This window comes from Dehalococcoides mccartyi (genome assembly GCF_001889305.1).
In the GTDB taxonomy this organism is placed as follows: Bacteria; Chloroflexota; Dehalococcoidia; order Dehalococcoidales; family Dehalococcoidaceae; genus Dehalococcoides; species Dehalococcoides mccartyi_A.
In genome coordinates this window covers 1,492,655-1,508,282 of record NZ_CP013074.1, presented here as the reverse complement: position 1 = coordinate 1,508,282, position 15,628 = coordinate 1,492,655, and the positions used below count along the sequence as shown (strand labels likewise).

Sequence of the window (15,628 nt, the reverse complement as noted above, 5' to 3'; positions counted from 1 at the left end):
GCGGGCAGGAAGGCATATGCGGAAAGACTGCCACCTGCCCGCCCGAACCCATACAAGGGGGGAAAGACCGATGAAACGCCTTCAACAAATATCCGCAGTAACAAATCAAGGGACACTGTCCGGTGGTTAACCCAAGCGGCACACCGTCGTATACGGAGCAGGAGAAGAGCTACTGGAAATCTCTTGCCCGCGAATATGAAGCCCATCTGGCTGATATGGCCAAGAAGCACCCGCCTGCCGCCATGCTCGGGGTAAAGAGCTGCGTGAGATGCGGGCATTGCTGCTACACATATGTCTGCATACCCCGCCCTGAAGAACTGCCCGCGATAGCGGATTACCTGAAGCTGACTGTGGCAGAGCTTGTTTCCAAATATATGGTAGCTGATACCGAAGACTGCCGCACCTTTTTTCTGCGCTGGGCAAAACACGGGGAAGAAGACATAACCGGAGGGCGGATACCGCCTATACGCACCTTTGACCGGGGGTACTGCATATTCTTTGATGAAAAGGGTGGAAGCTGCCTTATTCACCCGGTGCGCCCGCAGGAGGCGAAGTACGTAAAGTGCTGGAAGACTAATAACGGGCGTGACCGCAGCCAGTGGGGCATGAGCGGCTGGACTAAAGAAGATATCTACCGGTTTATACCTGATTTTGATTCACACCTGTAAAAGTGCCGGTTTTGGAATACACAGGGGGGCAAAGTATGAAAGAAGTAATAGTATCGTGGAGCGGGGGCAAAGACTGCACCCTTGCCTGTTATAAAGCTATAAAGAGCGGGCTTAAGGTCAAATACCTGGCCAGCATAATCACCAAAAGCAGCGGCAGGCTCTGGCCTCACCTGCTTTCACCGGAAACACTCAGGATGCAGGCCGAAGCAATAGGCATACCCCTTCTGGAGTGGCCGTCAGCCGCCGAGGGGTACGATGACAACTACCGCCGTATGCTTAACCATCTTAAGGAAGAGGGGGTTAACGGGGTAGTCTTCGGAGACGTCAATATAGGCAACAGTTTTGCCGGAAAGCACCTTAACTGGATAAAGAGTGTCTGTGAGCCAACCGGTATGGAATACCACCTGCCGCTCTGGGAGGACAACCGTGCCACCCTGCTTGGGGAGCTGATAGAGCTGGGGTTTGAGGTACGGATATTGGCGGCAGACAGCACCGAGCTGGGAGAGAGCTGGCTGGGGCGCAAGCTGGATAAGGAAATGCTCTCGGAGCTTAAGCTGCGGCACAGTTTATCGCCGAACGGCAATGTGGGCTATTACCACACCTTTGTAACCGACGGGCCTATCTTCAAATCACGGCTGGTCATAGAGGAATGGGACAGGGTATTTGACGAACAGGCCAAATTCGGGGGTATGGGCGTCTGGTACATGGATATCAAGCGCTGCAAGCTGGAAAGCAAGAAAGCTGACCAGAGTTTGACGGTATCTGCCAAATGATATTGGTGCAGATTAAGTTTACCTGAAACCGCAGGGTTTTTATTACGGATAGGTCATGTTTCTAAATGTGAGGGAGCGAATAAACCGTGATGTATTTTAAGTGAAGGAAGGGGGTGTTGCAGGAGCAAATACATGCTTATTAATAAACAGGGACTTTATCGAAATTAAACTGAAAGGGATCTTTTATGATTAAGAAACACTCCACAGTTTCCCGTCGGGATTTTATGAAGGGGCTGGGTCTGGCTGGTGCCGGAATCGGTGCGGCTGCCGCAACCACGCCTGTTTTCCATGACTTGGATGAACTTATGTCTTCCGCTCAGGCGACCCTTAACCGCCCCTGGTATATAAAGAATAGGGAATTCGGGGATATAGGTATAGAGCTTGACTGGAATCTTATCAAACGCAGAGACTTGCGCCAGTATGATAACTGGACTATGAATTACCTGCCGTTCCAATTCCCCGGCGGCCCGCCTGCCCTGATGGCAGGTTTGGAAAGTGCGGCAAAGAAAAATAGTGACAAACTAAAGGAATTGTGGCCTGATTACACGGCCAGCACCAGGGACCTTGCTTTGGCCAATGCTTTGGGTTCAGTGGGTACATTTGGTACTTACGCCTTAAATACTACTCAAGGCGGCTGGAAAGTAGCCCCGGCTCCTACTCCTGAGGAATTGGGTATTCCCAAATGGGAAGGTACACCGGAAGAAAACCTTATGATGATAAGGGCGGCTTTCAGCGTAATGGGTTTGGGCCCTATGGTAGGTGTCTCCGAACTAAATGAAAAAACCAAGAATTTTGTTTACGAATATACTGGTGATTCCTGGACCTGGTTACCGCAGGGTCAGCCCAGTGAACATGTCATTTTTGATGATAATATAAGCGAGTTTTACCGGACACAAAATCCCAATACACTTCACATACCCTCTTCCCACAAATATGTAATTTCAACCCACAACCTGTCATTAGACGAATTGACCCGCCGTACCTATTCGCCGCTTGGCACCCCGGCCGAATCCATTTCATACAGCCGCGTTGCCATAGCCAAGAACTTTGTTGAAGAGTTTATACGCGGTTTGGGTTACCATGTGGTTTACGGGCATGCTCTGCAGCCGGCACTCGTCTGGGACTTTTTAAGCGGTGTTGCCGAACATTCCCGCATGGGGCAGAACGCTGTCTCGCCCGAATATGGCGGTATGATGCGGACTCATGCCACTTTCTATACTGATTTGCCTCTGGCATTTACCAATCCCTCTGATGCGGGTTTAACCAAATTCTGTGAAACCTGCGGTATCTGTGCCGATGCTTGTCCTGTCGGGGCTATATCTCCGGTAGGTATCGGACGCAATTGGGATAATGCCTGCGGTCAGGACTGGGCGAATGATATCCAGAACGGCGGCACAGAAACTATGTACAATATCCCCGGATACAAGGGTTGGAGATGTGATACATTCACTTGTGTAACAACAAAAGCGGCTTGCGGCGCTGCCTGCAAATTTAGCTGCCCATTCAATGCGTTGCATAACGGCAGCTTTATGCACAGTATAGTTAAAGCAACCGTGTCAAATACTTCCTTGTTCAACGGGTTCTTCAGGAATATGGAAGAAACCCTGAAGTATGGCTACATGGATAAAGAGCCTTCATCTTGGTGGGAGACACCTGAGGCTTGGTATGTCTATGGCACCAACCCGAATTCTTTACGCCAGTAACAAAAATAGAGAAGGGAAACCGTAATGGAAAATTTTATACCTTTTATACTGATTGGGGTTGTTGTTACTGCCGGCCTGTTCGGAGTTATCTCCTGGCTGCGTAAGAACAACGTAAAAGTCAATTGGTACGAGTGGCTCATAGGCATTCTGGGTCTGGGGCTTCTTCTGCTGGCAGTCCAGCACCTTTTAGGCGCTATGACAGAGCTGTTTTTCTATGCAGCCTGGATGGGGTTTGCGATTATAGGCATACCTGCCCTGATTCTTCTGGTGGTTGCCTGGCAGCTGGTAGTCCGAAGGGCAAAACAGTCCTAGTTTAGGAAAGGTCAACAGATTTTTTTGGGGGGAAGCTGGCTTCCCCCTTTTTTATTTAACCTTATTTTGCCTAAGGTACAAGCCTTAATCAGAGATACCATGTACAAGCAGGGCAAGATGAGGTCATTAAAGGGAAATTCATAAAAAATCCCGGAGGAGAGTAATACCGAATATGCCTGTTATTCGTATTTAAAAGGTGTGAGGTGTTTTCTCTTTGCCGCTGAGATAATTGAATAATCCCGTAACCGGGCTATAGATTCCATCAATCCGATGCCGTCTTCTTCAGGGATATCCCCCATGATATCCTTAAAAAGTTCCTGGCAAATTTTCATGGCTTTGGGGTAAAGTTCCTTTGATTTGTCAGTCAGGGACACTCTTACCATATTTTTCTTGGCTAAATCTTTTGTTTTCTGTATGAACCCTTCACGTTCCATACGGCTAAGAAGAGCCGAAATAGAATGCGGCTCGTATACAAATCTCTTTGCAAGCCTGTATGGGGTAGATTCTCCGCCCAGATACACCAATTCATGGATAACTGCCCATTTTTCCCGTGTCAGACCGATTTTTCTCAGCTCTTGAGAAAATGACTGCCCGACTATGTGTTCAATCTGGGTTATCATTATCCACAGCAGGTGGTGTTTTGTAAGATGATTGGATTTCTCCATGTTATCTTCCCAACAAATCTTGATCACTGATAGTTCCTAACCTATATATATTATCACAGAACTTGTGTTTTTATAACTTGTACTTACCTATTTGTGCGTATCCGCCGAAGCTTTTTCACGTATAGTTTTTGCCTAAATGCCAAAATAGATACATTAGTATTGCTGTTTATTAACAGGTATTGACAATCATATATGCAGACCATAAACTATGGATGTAAAGATAGTCTAGGTAGATAATCTTATTATATACTATTCATAGCTGGTCATAAATACCGGAGGTGAATAAAAAATATCTGTTCGGTATCGTCCAACATTCACAATATTAAACGGGATTTCCAGAAGAATAAACCTTTTTAAACACAATATGAACCTGTTTCTACACTTTTGTATGTTAAATTTATTGAATGGGAATATTTAATATTTTCGGCATGTACCAAACTATACTTGGAGAGCGAAAGGAGTATCTATGGTTTTACGTGCAACATAATAAAGGCAGTGCCAACATGCTAATTTTACCATCACCCTGATATGCGGATGGATAGCTTTAACTGTTCCGTATTGGAGATTAATCTGAAATAAGGAAAATCAGCATGCAATGAAAATACTAATAATATGTGACGATCCGCAAGTCTTAAAAGACCTGGTGTTGTGCCTCAAAATCCGTTACCAAAATCTGGAACACACCGTATCTGGCAATATCAGCGAAGGGATAGGTTTGATAGAGAATTTGTCGCCAGACCTGATTGTGCTGGATTCCTGTCTATTAAATTCGGCAGCCCCGAATATCCTTGTCAGTATCCGCGAATTTTCTGATATACCCATTATTATTCTTAATCCTATCAGCGAGGTTGGCAGTAAAGTCCAGTTTCTGGAAGACGGGGCAGATGAATGCATAGAAAAGCCGATTAATGGGATAGAGTGTCAGGCGGTTACTCATGCACTCTTACGGCGTAATATGAATTTGGGCTTCAAGGTCGAGAGTATCATACCTATTAGCAATGGCTTGGAAGTCAATTTTAACAGGCGGGAGCTTACCCTGTTCGGTTCACCTGTTCATCTGACCCCTATCGAATTCAGCCTGCTGGCTTTACTTGCAAGAAACAGCGGACAAGTGCTTACCTACAGGATATTGCTTGAGAAGGTATGGGGCACGGAGTACAGCGGGGATCTCAACCTGTTAAAGAAGCATATTCATAATTTGAGAGCCAAGATAGAAGTAAATCCGGAGTATCCCAGGATAATTGTTACCGAAAGAGGGTTAGGCTACAGCCTGAAAAGGCAATTCTGAGCCGGATATTTTTCACCTGACAGCAGGTGAATTGTTGTTTTGCGGTTAAGGCTTTTCGTCATAAATTCACCAAATTAAACCGAATCTTCATTAAAGATACTCCTAAACAGTATAGTCTCCACCAGTTTCGATACCTTCATGTGATATGGTTTTGGCACAGGTTAAGGTATTAAGATGTCAAAAGAACTTATTCTTCTAATAGATGACATAGCTGATACATCAGCACTTATCACTTTATTAAAAGCTGCGGATTATCAAATCATTACAGCCGCAACTGAAATTGATGGCTTAGAAAAAGCTTCTCGGGTTTATGCAGATTTAGTGATAGTAAATCAAACCCGTCTTAAGTTGCCTCTTCCTGAATTAGCCCATCTTATAAACAAGCTGGCTTATATGCCTATATTGGTACTGGGCAACCGGAATGAATCTGCCGAGATTCTTGAGCTGGGAGCAGACTCCTTTATATCTTCGCCTCCCAATCCCAGGGAGCTGAAAGCCAGAATCACTTCCATCCTCAGGCGTAAACGCAAGTTTCCACCCAATAAAACGGGCGGCCAAAACAGGCGTAGTAAAGATGGTAACCCCCTCCACTGCAAAAACCGAACCTCGCTCACCCCGACCGAGAGCCGGATTAATACCTGTTTGAAATTAAATCAAGGGCAATTAATGGAATACCAAAGCATTATAGATATCGTTTGGGGTAAACAAAAAGTCAGTCTGGATACTTTGCATTATTACATGCGCAGGCTTAAAAGTAAGCTGTCAGGCTCTAAAATCATCCAGCAAAGAGGCGTGGGTTATTGGCTTGGGTAGGAGTGTGCAAATCTTGCTGACGGTAAAAATATCTGGTCTCTACTTATATGTGCCTGAACGGCCTTTTGCCGTAAATCATGGCTGCCAAGGAGGTGAAGCTGAAAGATGACATCCGGAAAAGACCGGAAAGTGCCATATTAATAGCAAAAACAAGTGAAATAAGGAGAAGTCTGTATGTCAAAACTTCACAGTACATTATCACGACGTGATTTTATGAAAGGCCTGGGTTTGGCAGGTGCAGGGCTGGGTGCGGTAGCCGCAGCAGCGCCGGTATTTCATGACGTGGATGAATTAACGTCTTTTGGGTCTAATGTTAATAAATATCCCTGGTATGTCAAGGAAAGAGAAATCAAAAATCCCACGGTAGAGATTGACTGGAATGCTCTTGAGCGTCCGAATGCCAACAATTTTAAATCTCACCGCCGGCCTACAGCGGCTGAATTTGAGACTGCGGGTGTAATCGGCGGTTATATGACCGACCTTGAAACACCTGAAGAAGCACTGACCCTGTATGATTACTGCGAAAAGGAATTCCCCGGTTGGGATAAAGGTTATGCCGGTGCGGGTGATATCCGTTCTACCGCATTGGACAATGCCTGTAAATTTATGATGATGGGGCAGTGGCCGGCCGAGATATACCAGGGAGGCAAGAGGATTAATGTGCGCAGTGCTATACTGGCAGCTGGCGGCACCGCTACCTTCAGTTCTTTTCTCGGTCCTCAGGCAGCTACTACTATCCGTCCGCAGGATTTTGGTGCCCAAAAATGGCAGGGTACACCTGAAGAAAACTTCAAAACCCTGCGCAATGCCTTCCGTTTCCTGGGTTGTCAGGATGTAGGGTGTGCGGAGCTTGATACCGATACTATAAAATTCTTCCACAAGGTCAAGGGTGCCGGCAGTGGCTTCAATACCGGTGACGCAGGCGGTAAACAGATTGCGTTTAAGGATATAGAGGAGGCATATGAGACAGCAGATGAATATGCCATACCCAACAAATGCAAATACATAATTACCTTTACCGCCCGCCAGAGCTTCGAGGGTACCCGCCGTCAGGCTGGTATTACCGAGAGTTTTACCGTCTGGTATTGTTATGCCCGTTATGTCAAGATGATTTGCCATATGCAGGAGTTCATCCGTGGTTTGGGTTATCAATGCCTGAATATGAGCGGCTTGTATTTCTCTAATCCATTAGCTGTTATGACCGGTCTTGGCGAACACGGGCGGATGTCTTCCCCTGCTATTCACCCTAAGAATGGTACGACTAACCGGGCTAGCGGATGGACACTGCTGACTGATTTACCGGTAGCTCCTACTAAACCCATAGATTTCGGGGCATATAAATTCTGTGAAACCTGCGGTATCTGCGCGGATGCCTGCCCCTTCGGACTTATCCAGAAGGGTGAATCAACCTGGGAAAATCCGGCGGCGGCCAAAAATGGCTTGGCACAGGGTCAATATAGAGGTTGGCGGACCAATAATGCGGATTGTCCGCACTGCCCCACCTGTCAGGGCACCTGCCCCTTTAACTCAACTTCACAATCTTTTATCCATGATATGGTAAAACTTACCACAACCAATATACCTGCTTTTAACGGCTTCTTTGCCAACATGGAAAGGTTTATGGAATACGGCCGCAAACCACAGTGGGAGTTCTGGGATATTGAACAACCTACTTATGGTTTTGATACCACGGCCTAGGGAATTGAAAGGAGAAGCAATATGTATTTTATAGGTTTAGCTGTCGGAACAGTATTTGCCCTGTCTGTATACTGGCTTATAAAGCAAAATAAGCAGATAACCTGGTGGCAATGGCTGATTGCCGTACTTGCCACTCTGGCGCTGTTTGCAGCTGTCCAGCACTTTTATGGATCACTGGCTGAAAATGATACCAAAGCCGCCTGGGTAGGCATGGGTATCTTCGGCATTATAGCGGTGATACTGGGTGTTGTAGACTGGCGGCTAATAGCAGGCAATAAAGGAAAAGCCTAAAACCATACTGGTTCATGCAAACACAGGCGGGGGCATGCCCCCGCCTGTGTTTTTTGTAGAAATAGTTTCTATAAAAGGCATAACCTGAATATATTATCTAGGGAATCTGTCAGTCATTCCGGTTTTTGGGTTTTCAGTCTCTTCATATTAGCTGCTAAAAGTTTCTCCAAAGTACTTTTGAACTGGTCAATTTCCTTTTCGGTCAGATCCTGAAACACTTCTTGAAAAAAATCAGGGGATAAAGATTTTTCACAAAGTTGCTGACCTTTGTCAGTCAGTTTAACCCTTAGCCTGTTTTTCCATTCAGAATCCTGTTCCAGAGTAATCAGTTCCTTATTCTGCATTCGTTTCAGATTAATAGCAATAGTATGCGGTTCTCTAAGGAGCTGGCGGGATATCTGGATGGGAGTTGGGGGAGTGGGGCTATTTTTTACGACTTTAAGAATAGTTGACTGTTCCGGGCTTATATCTAGGTGATGAAGTTGTCGCTTAGAGAGTTTGTAGAGGATATTTCTGGTTCGCATTATTATGCCGAACAACTCGACATTTTTATCCCCGAAATCAAAAAAGTAGAAATTAGGCATATTCTTATCTCCTTATAATGCCAATTTTAGCTGTTACTTTTCTCATATTCAAACCAAGTATCCCCTTGACTAAGGTGATATAATTTATCTACATAGAAAAACTATATAGATAAACTGCTTCAAAGGTTTCACGGGCAGTCAAATTATTGGCTGCTGGTGAAGATAAGGAGGTGAAAATAGGATAAAAAGGTTTGGTCTTCCCTGCCAAAATAATATGAATGGAGTGTAAATATGAACCAATTCCATAGCACAGTAAGCAGACGGGACTTTATGAAGGGTCTGGGTCTTACAGGAGCAAGTTTGGGTGCTGCCGGGGCGGTAATCCCCCAATTTCGTGATCTGGATGAACTTGCTAGCTCAGCCAAAGTAACCAATAAACGTGGCTGGTGGGTTAAGGAGAGAGACTACGGTAATCCCACCGTCGAGATAGACTGGAACCTGATGAAACGCCGTGATTTACGCGGTTTTGCAAACTGGGATTTTCCGACTGTAATGATGAGCTATCCGGGTGGTCCGCAGGCATTTCATGCAAACTTAGAGAAAAACACAGAGGCTGTAACTGAAAAAGCAAAGGAAATTTGGCCTGATTATGCCGGGCCGACTATACGGGATAAGGCTTTATCAAGTTCCTTTTGGGCATCCGCCTATGGTAAATCCGGATTTTGTCGTGGTTTAAATCAGCATGGTATGCCAACGACATCCCCGGCACCCCGCCCCAGCGAAATAAATATGCCTGCATGGCAGGGAACACCTGAAGAAAATGCAGCTATGCTCAGGGCAGTTTTTAGTCTGGTCGGCTTGGGGCCGGTAATAGGTACCACTATGCTGGATGAAAAATCCCAGAACTTCCTTTGGGAATATTCCGGTGTAGGCTGGACAGGTAATGAATCTTCCGGAGGTAATAAGCATATCGTTTTGGATTCAGACATAACTGAATCCTATATGGATGCGACTAGTTTCCATATACCCACTTCGCAAAAGTACGTCATTGCAACCCATAATATCTCCTGTGACGGATTTTTACGCCGCTCCCTGTCAGGTGCAGGTTTTGCTGGTACAGAAGAAATGTCTTATGTACGGGTTGCCTTTGCCAAGGCTATTGTGGAACAATTTATCCGCGGTTTGGGTTACAACGTAACCTACGGGCATGATATCCAATCAGCTGTGGCTTGGGATCTCTGGAGCGGTCTTGGTGAACATTGCCGTATGGGTCAGGTTACCGGCTCCCCTGAGTATGGTAGTCTGCTGCGCACTCATGCCGTTTTTTACACTGATTTACCGTTACCGGTGACTAATCCGATAGATTCCGGTTTTACTAAATTCTGCGAAACCTGTGGTATCTGTGCTGAAACATGCCCCGTAGGTGCCATACAGGAACGCGGCATTAACCGCAGCTGGGATAATAACTGCGGCCAGAGCTGGTCTGATGACAAGCAGGTCGGCGGTACCAAGTTAATGTACAATATCCCCGGTTATAAAGGTTGGCGCTGCAACCTGTTCTCTTGTACTTTTACGCCTTGTGGCAGTGCTTGTAAGAGTAACTGTCCGTTCAACACCATCGGTGATGGAAGCTTTGTACACAGTATTGTTAAATCAACTGTAGCTACCAGCCCGCTGTTCAACAGCTTCTTTACCAGTATGGAGGGTGTTCTGCATTACGGTAAGCAGGATAAGGATCCCACATCATGGTGGAATAGCCCTGATGAATGGTTTATCTATGGCACTCATCCTAACCTGTTGAGACAGTAAGCAACTTAGAAAAGGAGAAAATTGACATGGAGTATTTTGTACCCCTTATGCTGGTTGGAGCTGTTATTGCAGCTGCTTTGTTCGGTATTACAAGCTGGTTGCGTAACCGGAATCTGAAAGTCAGCTGGTACGAATGGCTGATAGGCGGAATAGGGTTTGCTCTGCTTTTATTGGCTGTCCAGCACTTTTTCGGAGCTTTAGAGGAGCTCTTCCCGTTTGCCGCTTTGATGGGTCTGGCAATTATAGGCATACCTGCCCTGATTCTCATGGTGATTGCCTGGCAGTTGGTGGCCCGGCGCGCTAAACAGGCTTAAACCAGATTTACCGGTTATACCCAAGCGGGGGAAGGGATTCCCCCGCTTTTTATTGTACTGTTTCTTGCATAAGTGGGAAAGTGGTTATTAAATACCTCTTATTCCCCGTCCATACATTTATGTACACATATCCTCGCTTTTTAAGCGAGGATATATTTTTTGCTTTAATGAAAATGAGGGAGGGTTGGCTGCTTCCTGAATAATGGCTGGGGTTTTATGCGAGTATAAGGGAATAACCCTAAAATCACCTCAGTTACCCGGTTGCGTTAGATTTTTTCTGCATGGGTTTGATGGATTTAGAGTCTTTATACCTGTTAATAACAATGCTAGAATAGGTTTATTTGCGAGAATCTGGTTTGGCTTGTTCTATCTGACAGGAGGTCAGAAAATTTGCCAAACCAATGCTGAACAGTGGAATATTTATTAGTTTAGTTATTTAAAATCCTGTAAATCCGGTGCGGATTTAAGTTTTCAAATAAAACTATTGAAAACGGGCGGGAAACTACTGATTATGTCTATGTCCCATACAAATAATAATGCTTATGGAGAGATCGCCTACCCCCTTGCGGGAGATAGGGTGTATCATCGTTTCTTTAAGGAAGCGCATGACGGATTGGCGCTGATAGATTATACCGATGGTATCTTGGGCAATATCATTGATATAAATGATATTATGTGTGAATGGCTGGGGTATTCCCGCCAGGAGCTTTTAGGTATAAGCAATGATGATTTGATTGCTCCCGCTTACAAGCCTTTTTTTCAGCGGTCACGGAGGAATGTAAGACAACGTTCAGAATCTGACAGACGGCTTCAGTTTAATATAGCTTTTGTGGCCAAGGACGGGCATATAGTGCCATTTGAAGTGACTGCCCATATCATGAAGTCGGAAGGATTCAGTTTTACTATTTTCCGGAATGTAACAGACAGGAAAAATATGGAACGCCGGCTAGGTGAACGCTATAAAAAAGAGAAAAGATTAACTGAACAACTTCAGGAACAGATGGATCGGCGTATTGATTTTAACCGGTATCTGGTTCATGAATTGAAAACACCTTTGACGCCTTTGCTTGGTGCGAGTGAAATGTTGATAGCAAAAGCGTCTGATATTACCCTGAAGCGGTTGGCGGAAAATATTTACCGCGGGGCAAAAAATCTGGATGCCCGTGTAGATGACCTGATGTGTATGGTTCGGGGAGAAATGGGTCTGCTCCGGTTAAAGGTTTTGCAAATAGATATTGCCGAGCTTATGCAGGATACGGTTTTATATTTAAAGCATTGGGCAGAAAATAAAAAGCATACGCTTACTTTAAAAATAACTCCGAATTTACCCGTAATCCAGGGTGATGAAAGCCGTCTTTCGCAGGTGATGCTTAACCTTATAGGCAATGCTATTAAGTTTACTTCACCGGGCGGGATCATTGATGTACACGTTGCCAAATATGGAGAACGGGTGAAGATTACGATTAAAGACAATGGAAAGGGCATAAGCCCGGAGAATCAGCAGTGGATTTTTGAACCCTACTCCCGTCGCAAACAGCTTAGTGATGAGATGAGCGGCTTGGGTATAGGTTTACCGCTTTCAAAGATGATTGTCCGACTGCATGGCGGGGATATAAGGGTCAGAAGCAAACCGGGTACCGGCAGTGTTTTTACTGTTGTGTTACCTTTGGTAGTACCTTTTGGAGAATCAGATAGAAAGGAAATCAGTTTGTGAGAGCACTGATAGTTGAAGATAACCCGGAGATTGTTGAGTTTATGACTCTTGCCTTGGAAGCCGGCACTGATAAGGTGGATATAATAACTACCGATAGCGGTTTGGAAGCTGCCGAAATGCTGGAAAAGGAACGTCCTGATGTTATCCTGCTTGATCTGGGGTTGCCGGATATAAACGGTTTTGAAACCATAAAGCGTATACGCCTTTTTTCAAATGTGCCCATTATTATAATATCTGCCAAACAGGGTGAGAATGATATTGTCAGAGGCTTGAATCTTGGTGCGGATGAGTATATAACAAAACCATTCGGGCAGTTGGAATTACTGGCAAGGATAAAGGCGGTTCTGCGCCGCCGTACCGGTATACCTGTAGGTGAGGTAATCCGTTACGGCGAATGTAAGTTCGAACCGGGAGTCAACCGTTTTACCTGCCATGGTTCAATTATACCGTTGACCAGAACCGAATCTATTATTATCGGGGTTTTACTGGAGCATCGGGGAGCAGTTGTAAGCTATAGCCAACTGGCAAATGCCGTATGGGGGGAAGATTATCCCAGCGCCACTGAAACCCTGAGGGTTTACATACGCCGTTTACGTATAAAGATAGAATCTGCCGCTAAAATAAACGGACTTATCAAATCACACGCCACTATCGGGTATTCTTTGAGTATTATCTGAATACCTCATACATTCAAAGCATTAAAGTATTCCCCTTCTCAGCCGGTTACAATCCGGTAATTTTTTTGTCCTGAATTATGTAATCTCTGTCGGTCTTAATGTAATTTCCCCATCCTATAATCTACAAAAATCCGGTGTATAGGTATGGAGATAAACTGCATTATTCAAAATATGCATAACCATTCCAAACCTGCTTTCCTCTTTACTTGTTTTGTCCGGATTCGGCTTTGTCGCATTAAGTGCAATTTTGCACCCGGGCAAGGTTTATTAAGACGACAACGGGAATCCTGAGAGGAGGTGATTGCCTAAATTCAATTTGTTCAGGATTTTGATTTATACAGATGTTATTACAACAAAAGGAGGTTTTCATGTCTAAATTCCATAGTACACTCAGCAGAAGGGATTTTGTTAGGGCTTTGGGCTTATCCGGAGCCGGTCTTGGCCTCGCATCGGCTGCCGCTCCGGCCTTTCATGATCTGGATGAACTTATGCCCAGCGCTGACAATAAAGTTTCTCACCCCTGGTGGGTAAAGCAAAGGGAACATGGCAATCCGACTATAGAAGTAGATTGGAATATGCTGACTCCCAGCCACTCTATAAAAACCGGAATGGAAGGTTTCGGCTATCCCAGCCCATATCCCGGTTATCTCACTCATGAAGATGCTTTGACTAACCCTTCGAAAATGGACCAGACTAAGCCTGGATACCGCATGGAGGATTATGCGCTCTTTATAGCTTCCATGCAGCGCGGCTTGTTTGATCATTCTATTGACGAAACTGTGGGACCGCCTTCCCTTGCTCCTCAAATATGGAACGCAGATCCCACTCCTGATGCGTGGCCTGATTGGGGTAATCCCGGTACACCGAAGTTTAAAAAAGTACCCCGCTGGTCTGGAACACCCGAAGAGGCAAGCCGTATGATAACAGCTGCTGCTCATTATTTTGGTGCATACAAAGTGGGTTTCCTGGAAGTAGATGACAAGGTAAAGAAACTTACCTTTGCGGATTCTACAAAATGGGCAGATTGTGATGAGCCGTATGCTACTGGTGAAGTCATTCCCCGCGGTTTCGGGTTAGGATTTCCTGCACCCGTACATGTATTCCCGAACAAAATGAAATACGTAATAGTTTTACAGGTAACCCAACCGCATGACACTATGCGGATTCTTGGTGACCCCGCACAACCCGGTCATATGCAGCCCATTAATGGGTCATCATTTGCACTGGGTTACAATCAGCGTCTTACACTGCTTATACGTATGCAAGCATTCCTGAAGGTATTGGGATATCTGCATTCCGAAAGCGTTTGGTGCTACAACACGGGCGGTGGTGCACTGGCAGGTATAAATGAAATAGGCAGACACGGAATTGGCATAAGCCCTGAACTGGGTTCTGCATACAGGGTAAATCTGGGTATATTTACTGATTTACCGGTTGTGCCGACACCGCCTATTGACGGGGGTATGACCAAGTTTTGCGAGACATGCGGTGTTTGTGCAGATCTGTGTCCGAATGAAGCCATAAACAAGGATAAAGAACCGACTTGGGACATCTTCCCCACCAAACTGGGCAGACCTGAGTATGGCATACCTGCAGGCACACCCAATACATGGAGCAGGCCGGGCGTAAAGAACTGGCATGTTGATTACGTCCGCTGCCGCGGCTGTTCATATTGCCAGGGGTATTGTGTATTTTCTCAGCAGAACTTTGCTTCTATGCACAATATCATTAAATCTACCATATCCAATACAACTCTCCTGAACAAATTTTTCGCTGATTCCGACAGGCTGTTTGGCTATTCCGATGTGGATACCGATTATGATGGCTGGTGGAATCGCGATTCAAGTTCATCTGTCTCAACTCTTAACTACGCCAGACTTCTGGGACGCTAGGCGTTTAATACAAATTAAAACGGAGGACAAGAAATGATTTTTTGGGAAGGTATTTTATTCGGAATTGTCCTGCTGGGTTTGGTGATATGGTTTTTGAGTAAAAAAATGTCGCTAACCTGGTATGAGTGGCTGATGGGTATAGCGGGGATAGTGTTATTATTTCTGGCTGTCCAAAATTTCCTGGGCAGTTTAGCGGAATCAGAGATAAAACCCGCTTATATGATTTTATTGTTTATGGGATTGCCTTCGGTTGTGCTATTAGTACTTCCGTGGCAACTGGCTACCCGAAGAGCTAAACAGCCTTAGTTTAGTTTTTGAGGAAAAGTTGCGGAAAAGTTTATGAGGGGGAGTATACTCCCCCTCAATTTATTTTGATTAATTCAACTGTGAAAATGAGTGTTATCGGAACTGAAACTCCCATCCGATATTTTACGTTTAAATGCTCTTGCTTTTTAAGGCAAGGGCATGTTTTTAGCTTTGGTGGAGA

16 protein-coding genes are annotated in these 15,628 nt (G+C 45.1%); 14 read left to right on the top strand and 2 right to left on the bottom strand.

From position 1 onward, the window contains the following. The first annotated feature begins 122 nt into the window (after positions 1–122). The 4 genes from ASJ33_RS08270 to ASJ33_RS08255 all read left to right on the top strand — a co-directional run bounded on the left by ASJ33_RS08270 (position 123) and on the right by ASJ33_RS08255 (position 3,456). Positions 123–668: a YkgJ family cysteine cluster protein gene (locus ASJ33_RS08270; protein ID WP_041331551.1), complete on the top strand. Its 546-nt coding sequence runs from the start codon at positions 123–125 to the stop codon at positions 666–668. A 35-nt stretch (positions 669–703) separates the two neighbouring features. Continuing rightward, positions 704–1,441, top strand: coding sequence for a diphthine--ammonia ligase (locus ASJ33_RS08265; RefSeq protein ID WP_041331549.1), 738 nt, complete (start codon positions 704–706; stop codon positions 1,439–1,441). Positions 1,442–1,626: 185 nt separating this feature from the next. Beyond that, positions 1,627–3,144: a reductive dehalogenase gene (locus ASJ33_RS08260; RefSeq protein WP_041331547.1), complete on the top strand. Its 1,518-nt coding sequence runs from the start codon at positions 1,627–1,629 to the stop codon at positions 3,142–3,144. Between the two features lie 24 nt (positions 3,145–3,168). Further along, positions 3,169–3,456 carry a hypothetical protein gene (locus ASJ33_RS08255; RefSeq protein WP_012882617.1) on the top strand — a complete coding sequence of 96 codons (288 nt, stop codon included), beginning with the start codon at positions 3,169–3,171 and terminating at the stop codon, positions 3,454–3,456. A 179-nt stretch (positions 3,457–3,635) separates the two neighbouring features. Here ASJ33_RS08255 and ASJ33_RS08250 read toward each other — a convergent pair whose 3' ends face one another. Continuing rightward, positions 3,636–4,121, bottom strand: a complete 486-nt coding sequence (locus tag ASJ33_RS08250; RefSeq protein ID WP_012882616.1) for a MarR family winged helix-turn-helix transcriptional regulator — start codon at positions 4,119–4,121, stop codon at positions 3,636–3,638. A gap of 595 nt (positions 4,122–4,716) precedes the next feature. On the opposite strand from ASJ33_RS08250, the gene ASJ33_RS08245 reads away from it, so the two are divergent. The 4 genes from ASJ33_RS08245 to ASJ33_RS08230 all read left to right on the top strand — a co-directional run bounded on the left by ASJ33_RS08245 (position 4,717) and on the right by ASJ33_RS08230 (position 8,211). Beyond that, positions 4,717–5,409, top strand: a complete 693-nt coding sequence (locus ASJ33_RS08245; RefSeq protein WP_041331545.1) for a winged helix-turn-helix domain-containing protein — start codon at positions 4,717–4,719, stop codon at positions 5,407–5,409. A gap of 174 nt (positions 5,410–5,583) precedes the next feature. Beyond that, the gene (locus ASJ33_RS08240) at positions 5,584–6,222 is read left to right on the top strand and encodes a response regulator transcription factor (protein WP_041331543.1); all 639 of its coding nucleotides are present in this window, start codon (positions 5,584–5,586) and stop codon (positions 6,220–6,222) included. A 174-nt stretch (positions 6,223–6,396) separates the two neighbouring features. After that, positions 6,397–7,920: a reductive dehalogenase gene (locus ASJ33_RS08235; RefSeq protein WP_041331542.1), complete on the top strand. Its 1,524-nt coding sequence runs from the start codon at positions 6,397–6,399 to the stop codon at positions 7,918–7,920. A gap of 21 nt (positions 7,921–7,941) precedes the next feature. Beyond that, a complete protein-coding gene (locus ASJ33_RS08230) occupies positions 7,942–8,211 on the top strand; it encodes a hypothetical protein (protein WP_041331541.1) in 270 nt (89 codons plus the stop codon). Positions 8,212–8,324: 113 nt separating this feature from the next. On the opposite strand, the gene ASJ33_RS08225 is transcribed toward ASJ33_RS08230, so the two are convergent. Beyond that, positions 8,325–8,795: a MarR family winged helix-turn-helix transcriptional regulator gene (locus ASJ33_RS08225; protein WP_023652843.1), complete on the bottom strand. Its 471-nt coding sequence runs from the start codon at positions 8,793–8,795 to the stop codon at positions 8,325–8,327. A gap of 231 nt (positions 8,796–9,026) precedes the next feature. On the opposite strand from ASJ33_RS08225, the gene ASJ33_RS08220 reads away from it, so the two are divergent. The 6 genes from ASJ33_RS08220 (at position 9,027) to ASJ33_RS08190 (ending at position 15,447) form a co-directional block, all read left to right on the top strand. Beyond that, positions 9,027–10,544 (top strand): reductive dehalogenase, encoded by a 1,518-nt coding sequence (locus ASJ33_RS08220; protein ID WP_041331540.1) that lies wholly within the window; start codon positions 9,027–9,029, stop codon positions 10,542–10,544. 26 nt (positions 10,545–10,570) lie between these two features. After that, entirely contained in the window at positions 10,571–10,858 is a 288-nt protein-coding gene (locus ASJ33_RS08215; RefSeq protein WP_012882610.1) for a hypothetical protein, read from the top strand. Between the two features lie 511 nt (positions 10,859–11,369). Then, complete coding sequence (locus ASJ33_RS08205) at positions 11,370–12,572, top strand: PAS domain-containing sensor histidine kinase (protein ID WP_080775296.1); 1,203 nt, start codon at positions 11,370–11,372, stop codon at positions 12,570–12,572. Further along, positions 12,569–13,249: a response regulator transcription factor gene (locus ASJ33_RS08200; RefSeq protein ID WP_041331535.1), complete on the top strand. Its 681-nt coding sequence runs from the start codon at positions 12,569–12,571 to the stop codon at positions 13,247–13,249. Before ASJ33_RS08205 ends, ASJ33_RS08200 begins: the two co-directional genes overlap by 4 nt. A gap of 368 nt (positions 13,250–13,617) precedes the next feature. Then, positions 13,618–15,141 carry a reductive dehalogenase gene (locus tag ASJ33_RS08195; RefSeq protein ID WP_041331532.1) on the top strand — a complete coding sequence of 508 codons (1,524 nt, stop codon included), beginning with the start codon at positions 13,618–13,620 and terminating at the stop codon, positions 15,139–15,141. A 33-nt stretch (positions 15,142–15,174) separates the two neighbouring features. After that, complete coding sequence (locus ASJ33_RS08190; RefSeq protein ID WP_041331530.1) at positions 15,175–15,447, top strand: hypothetical protein; 273 nt, start codon at positions 15,175–15,177, stop codon at positions 15,445–15,447. The last annotated feature ends 181 nt before the right edge of the window (positions 15,448–15,628 follow it).

Bases quoted from the DNA above. Each gene is read 5' to 3' on its own strand.
- ASJ33_RS08265 (WP_041331549.1), top strand. From the start codon at position 704: ATGAAAGAAGTAATAGTATCGTGGAGCGGGGGCAAAGACTGCACCCTT.
- ASJ33_RS08260 (WP_041331547.1), top strand. From the start codon at position 1,627: ATGATTAAGAAACACTCCACAGTTTCCCGTCGGGATTTTATGAAGGGG.
- ASJ33_RS08255 (WP_012882617.1), top strand. From the start codon at position 3,169: ATGGAAAATTTTATACCTTTTATACTGATTGGGGTTGTTGTTACTGCC.
- ASJ33_RS08250 (WP_012882616.1), bottom strand. From the start codon at position 4,121: ATGGAGAAATCCAATCATCTTACAAAACACCACCTGCTGTGGATAATG.
- ASJ33_RS08245 (WP_041331545.1), top strand. From the start codon at position 4,717: ATGAAAATACTAATAATATGTGACGATCCGCAAGTCTTAAAAGACCTG.
- ASJ33_RS08240 (WP_041331543.1), top strand. From the start codon at position 5,584: ATGTCAAAAGAACTTATTCTTCTAATAGATGACATAGCTGATACATCA.
- ASJ33_RS08235 (WP_041331542.1), top strand. From the start codon at position 6,397: ATGTCAAAACTTCACAGTACATTATCACGACGTGATTTTATGAAAGGC.
- ASJ33_RS08230 (WP_041331541.1), top strand. From the start codon at position 7,942: ATGTATTTTATAGGTTTAGCTGTCGGAACAGTATTTGCCCTGTCTGTA.
- ASJ33_RS08225 (WP_023652843.1), bottom strand. From the start codon at position 8,795: ATGCCTAATTTCTACTTTTTTGATTTCGGGGATAAAAATGTCGAGTTG.
- ASJ33_RS08220 (WP_041331540.1), top strand. From the start codon at position 9,027: ATGAACCAATTCCATAGCACAGTAAGCAGACGGGACTTTATGAAGGGT.
- ASJ33_RS08215 (WP_012882610.1), top strand. From the start codon at position 10,571: ATGGAGTATTTTGTACCCCTTATGCTGGTTGGAGCTGTTATTGCAGCT.
- ASJ33_RS08205 (WP_080775296.1), top strand. From the start codon at position 11,370: ATGTCTATGTCCCATACAAATAATAATGCTTATGGAGAGATCGCCTAC.
- ASJ33_RS08195 (WP_041331532.1), top strand. From the start codon at position 13,618: ATGTCTAAATTCCATAGTACACTCAGCAGAAGGGATTTTGTTAGGGCT.
- ASJ33_RS08190 (WP_041331530.1), top strand. From the start codon at position 15,175: ATGATTTTTTGGGAAGGTATTTTATTCGGAATTGTCCTGCTGGGTTTG.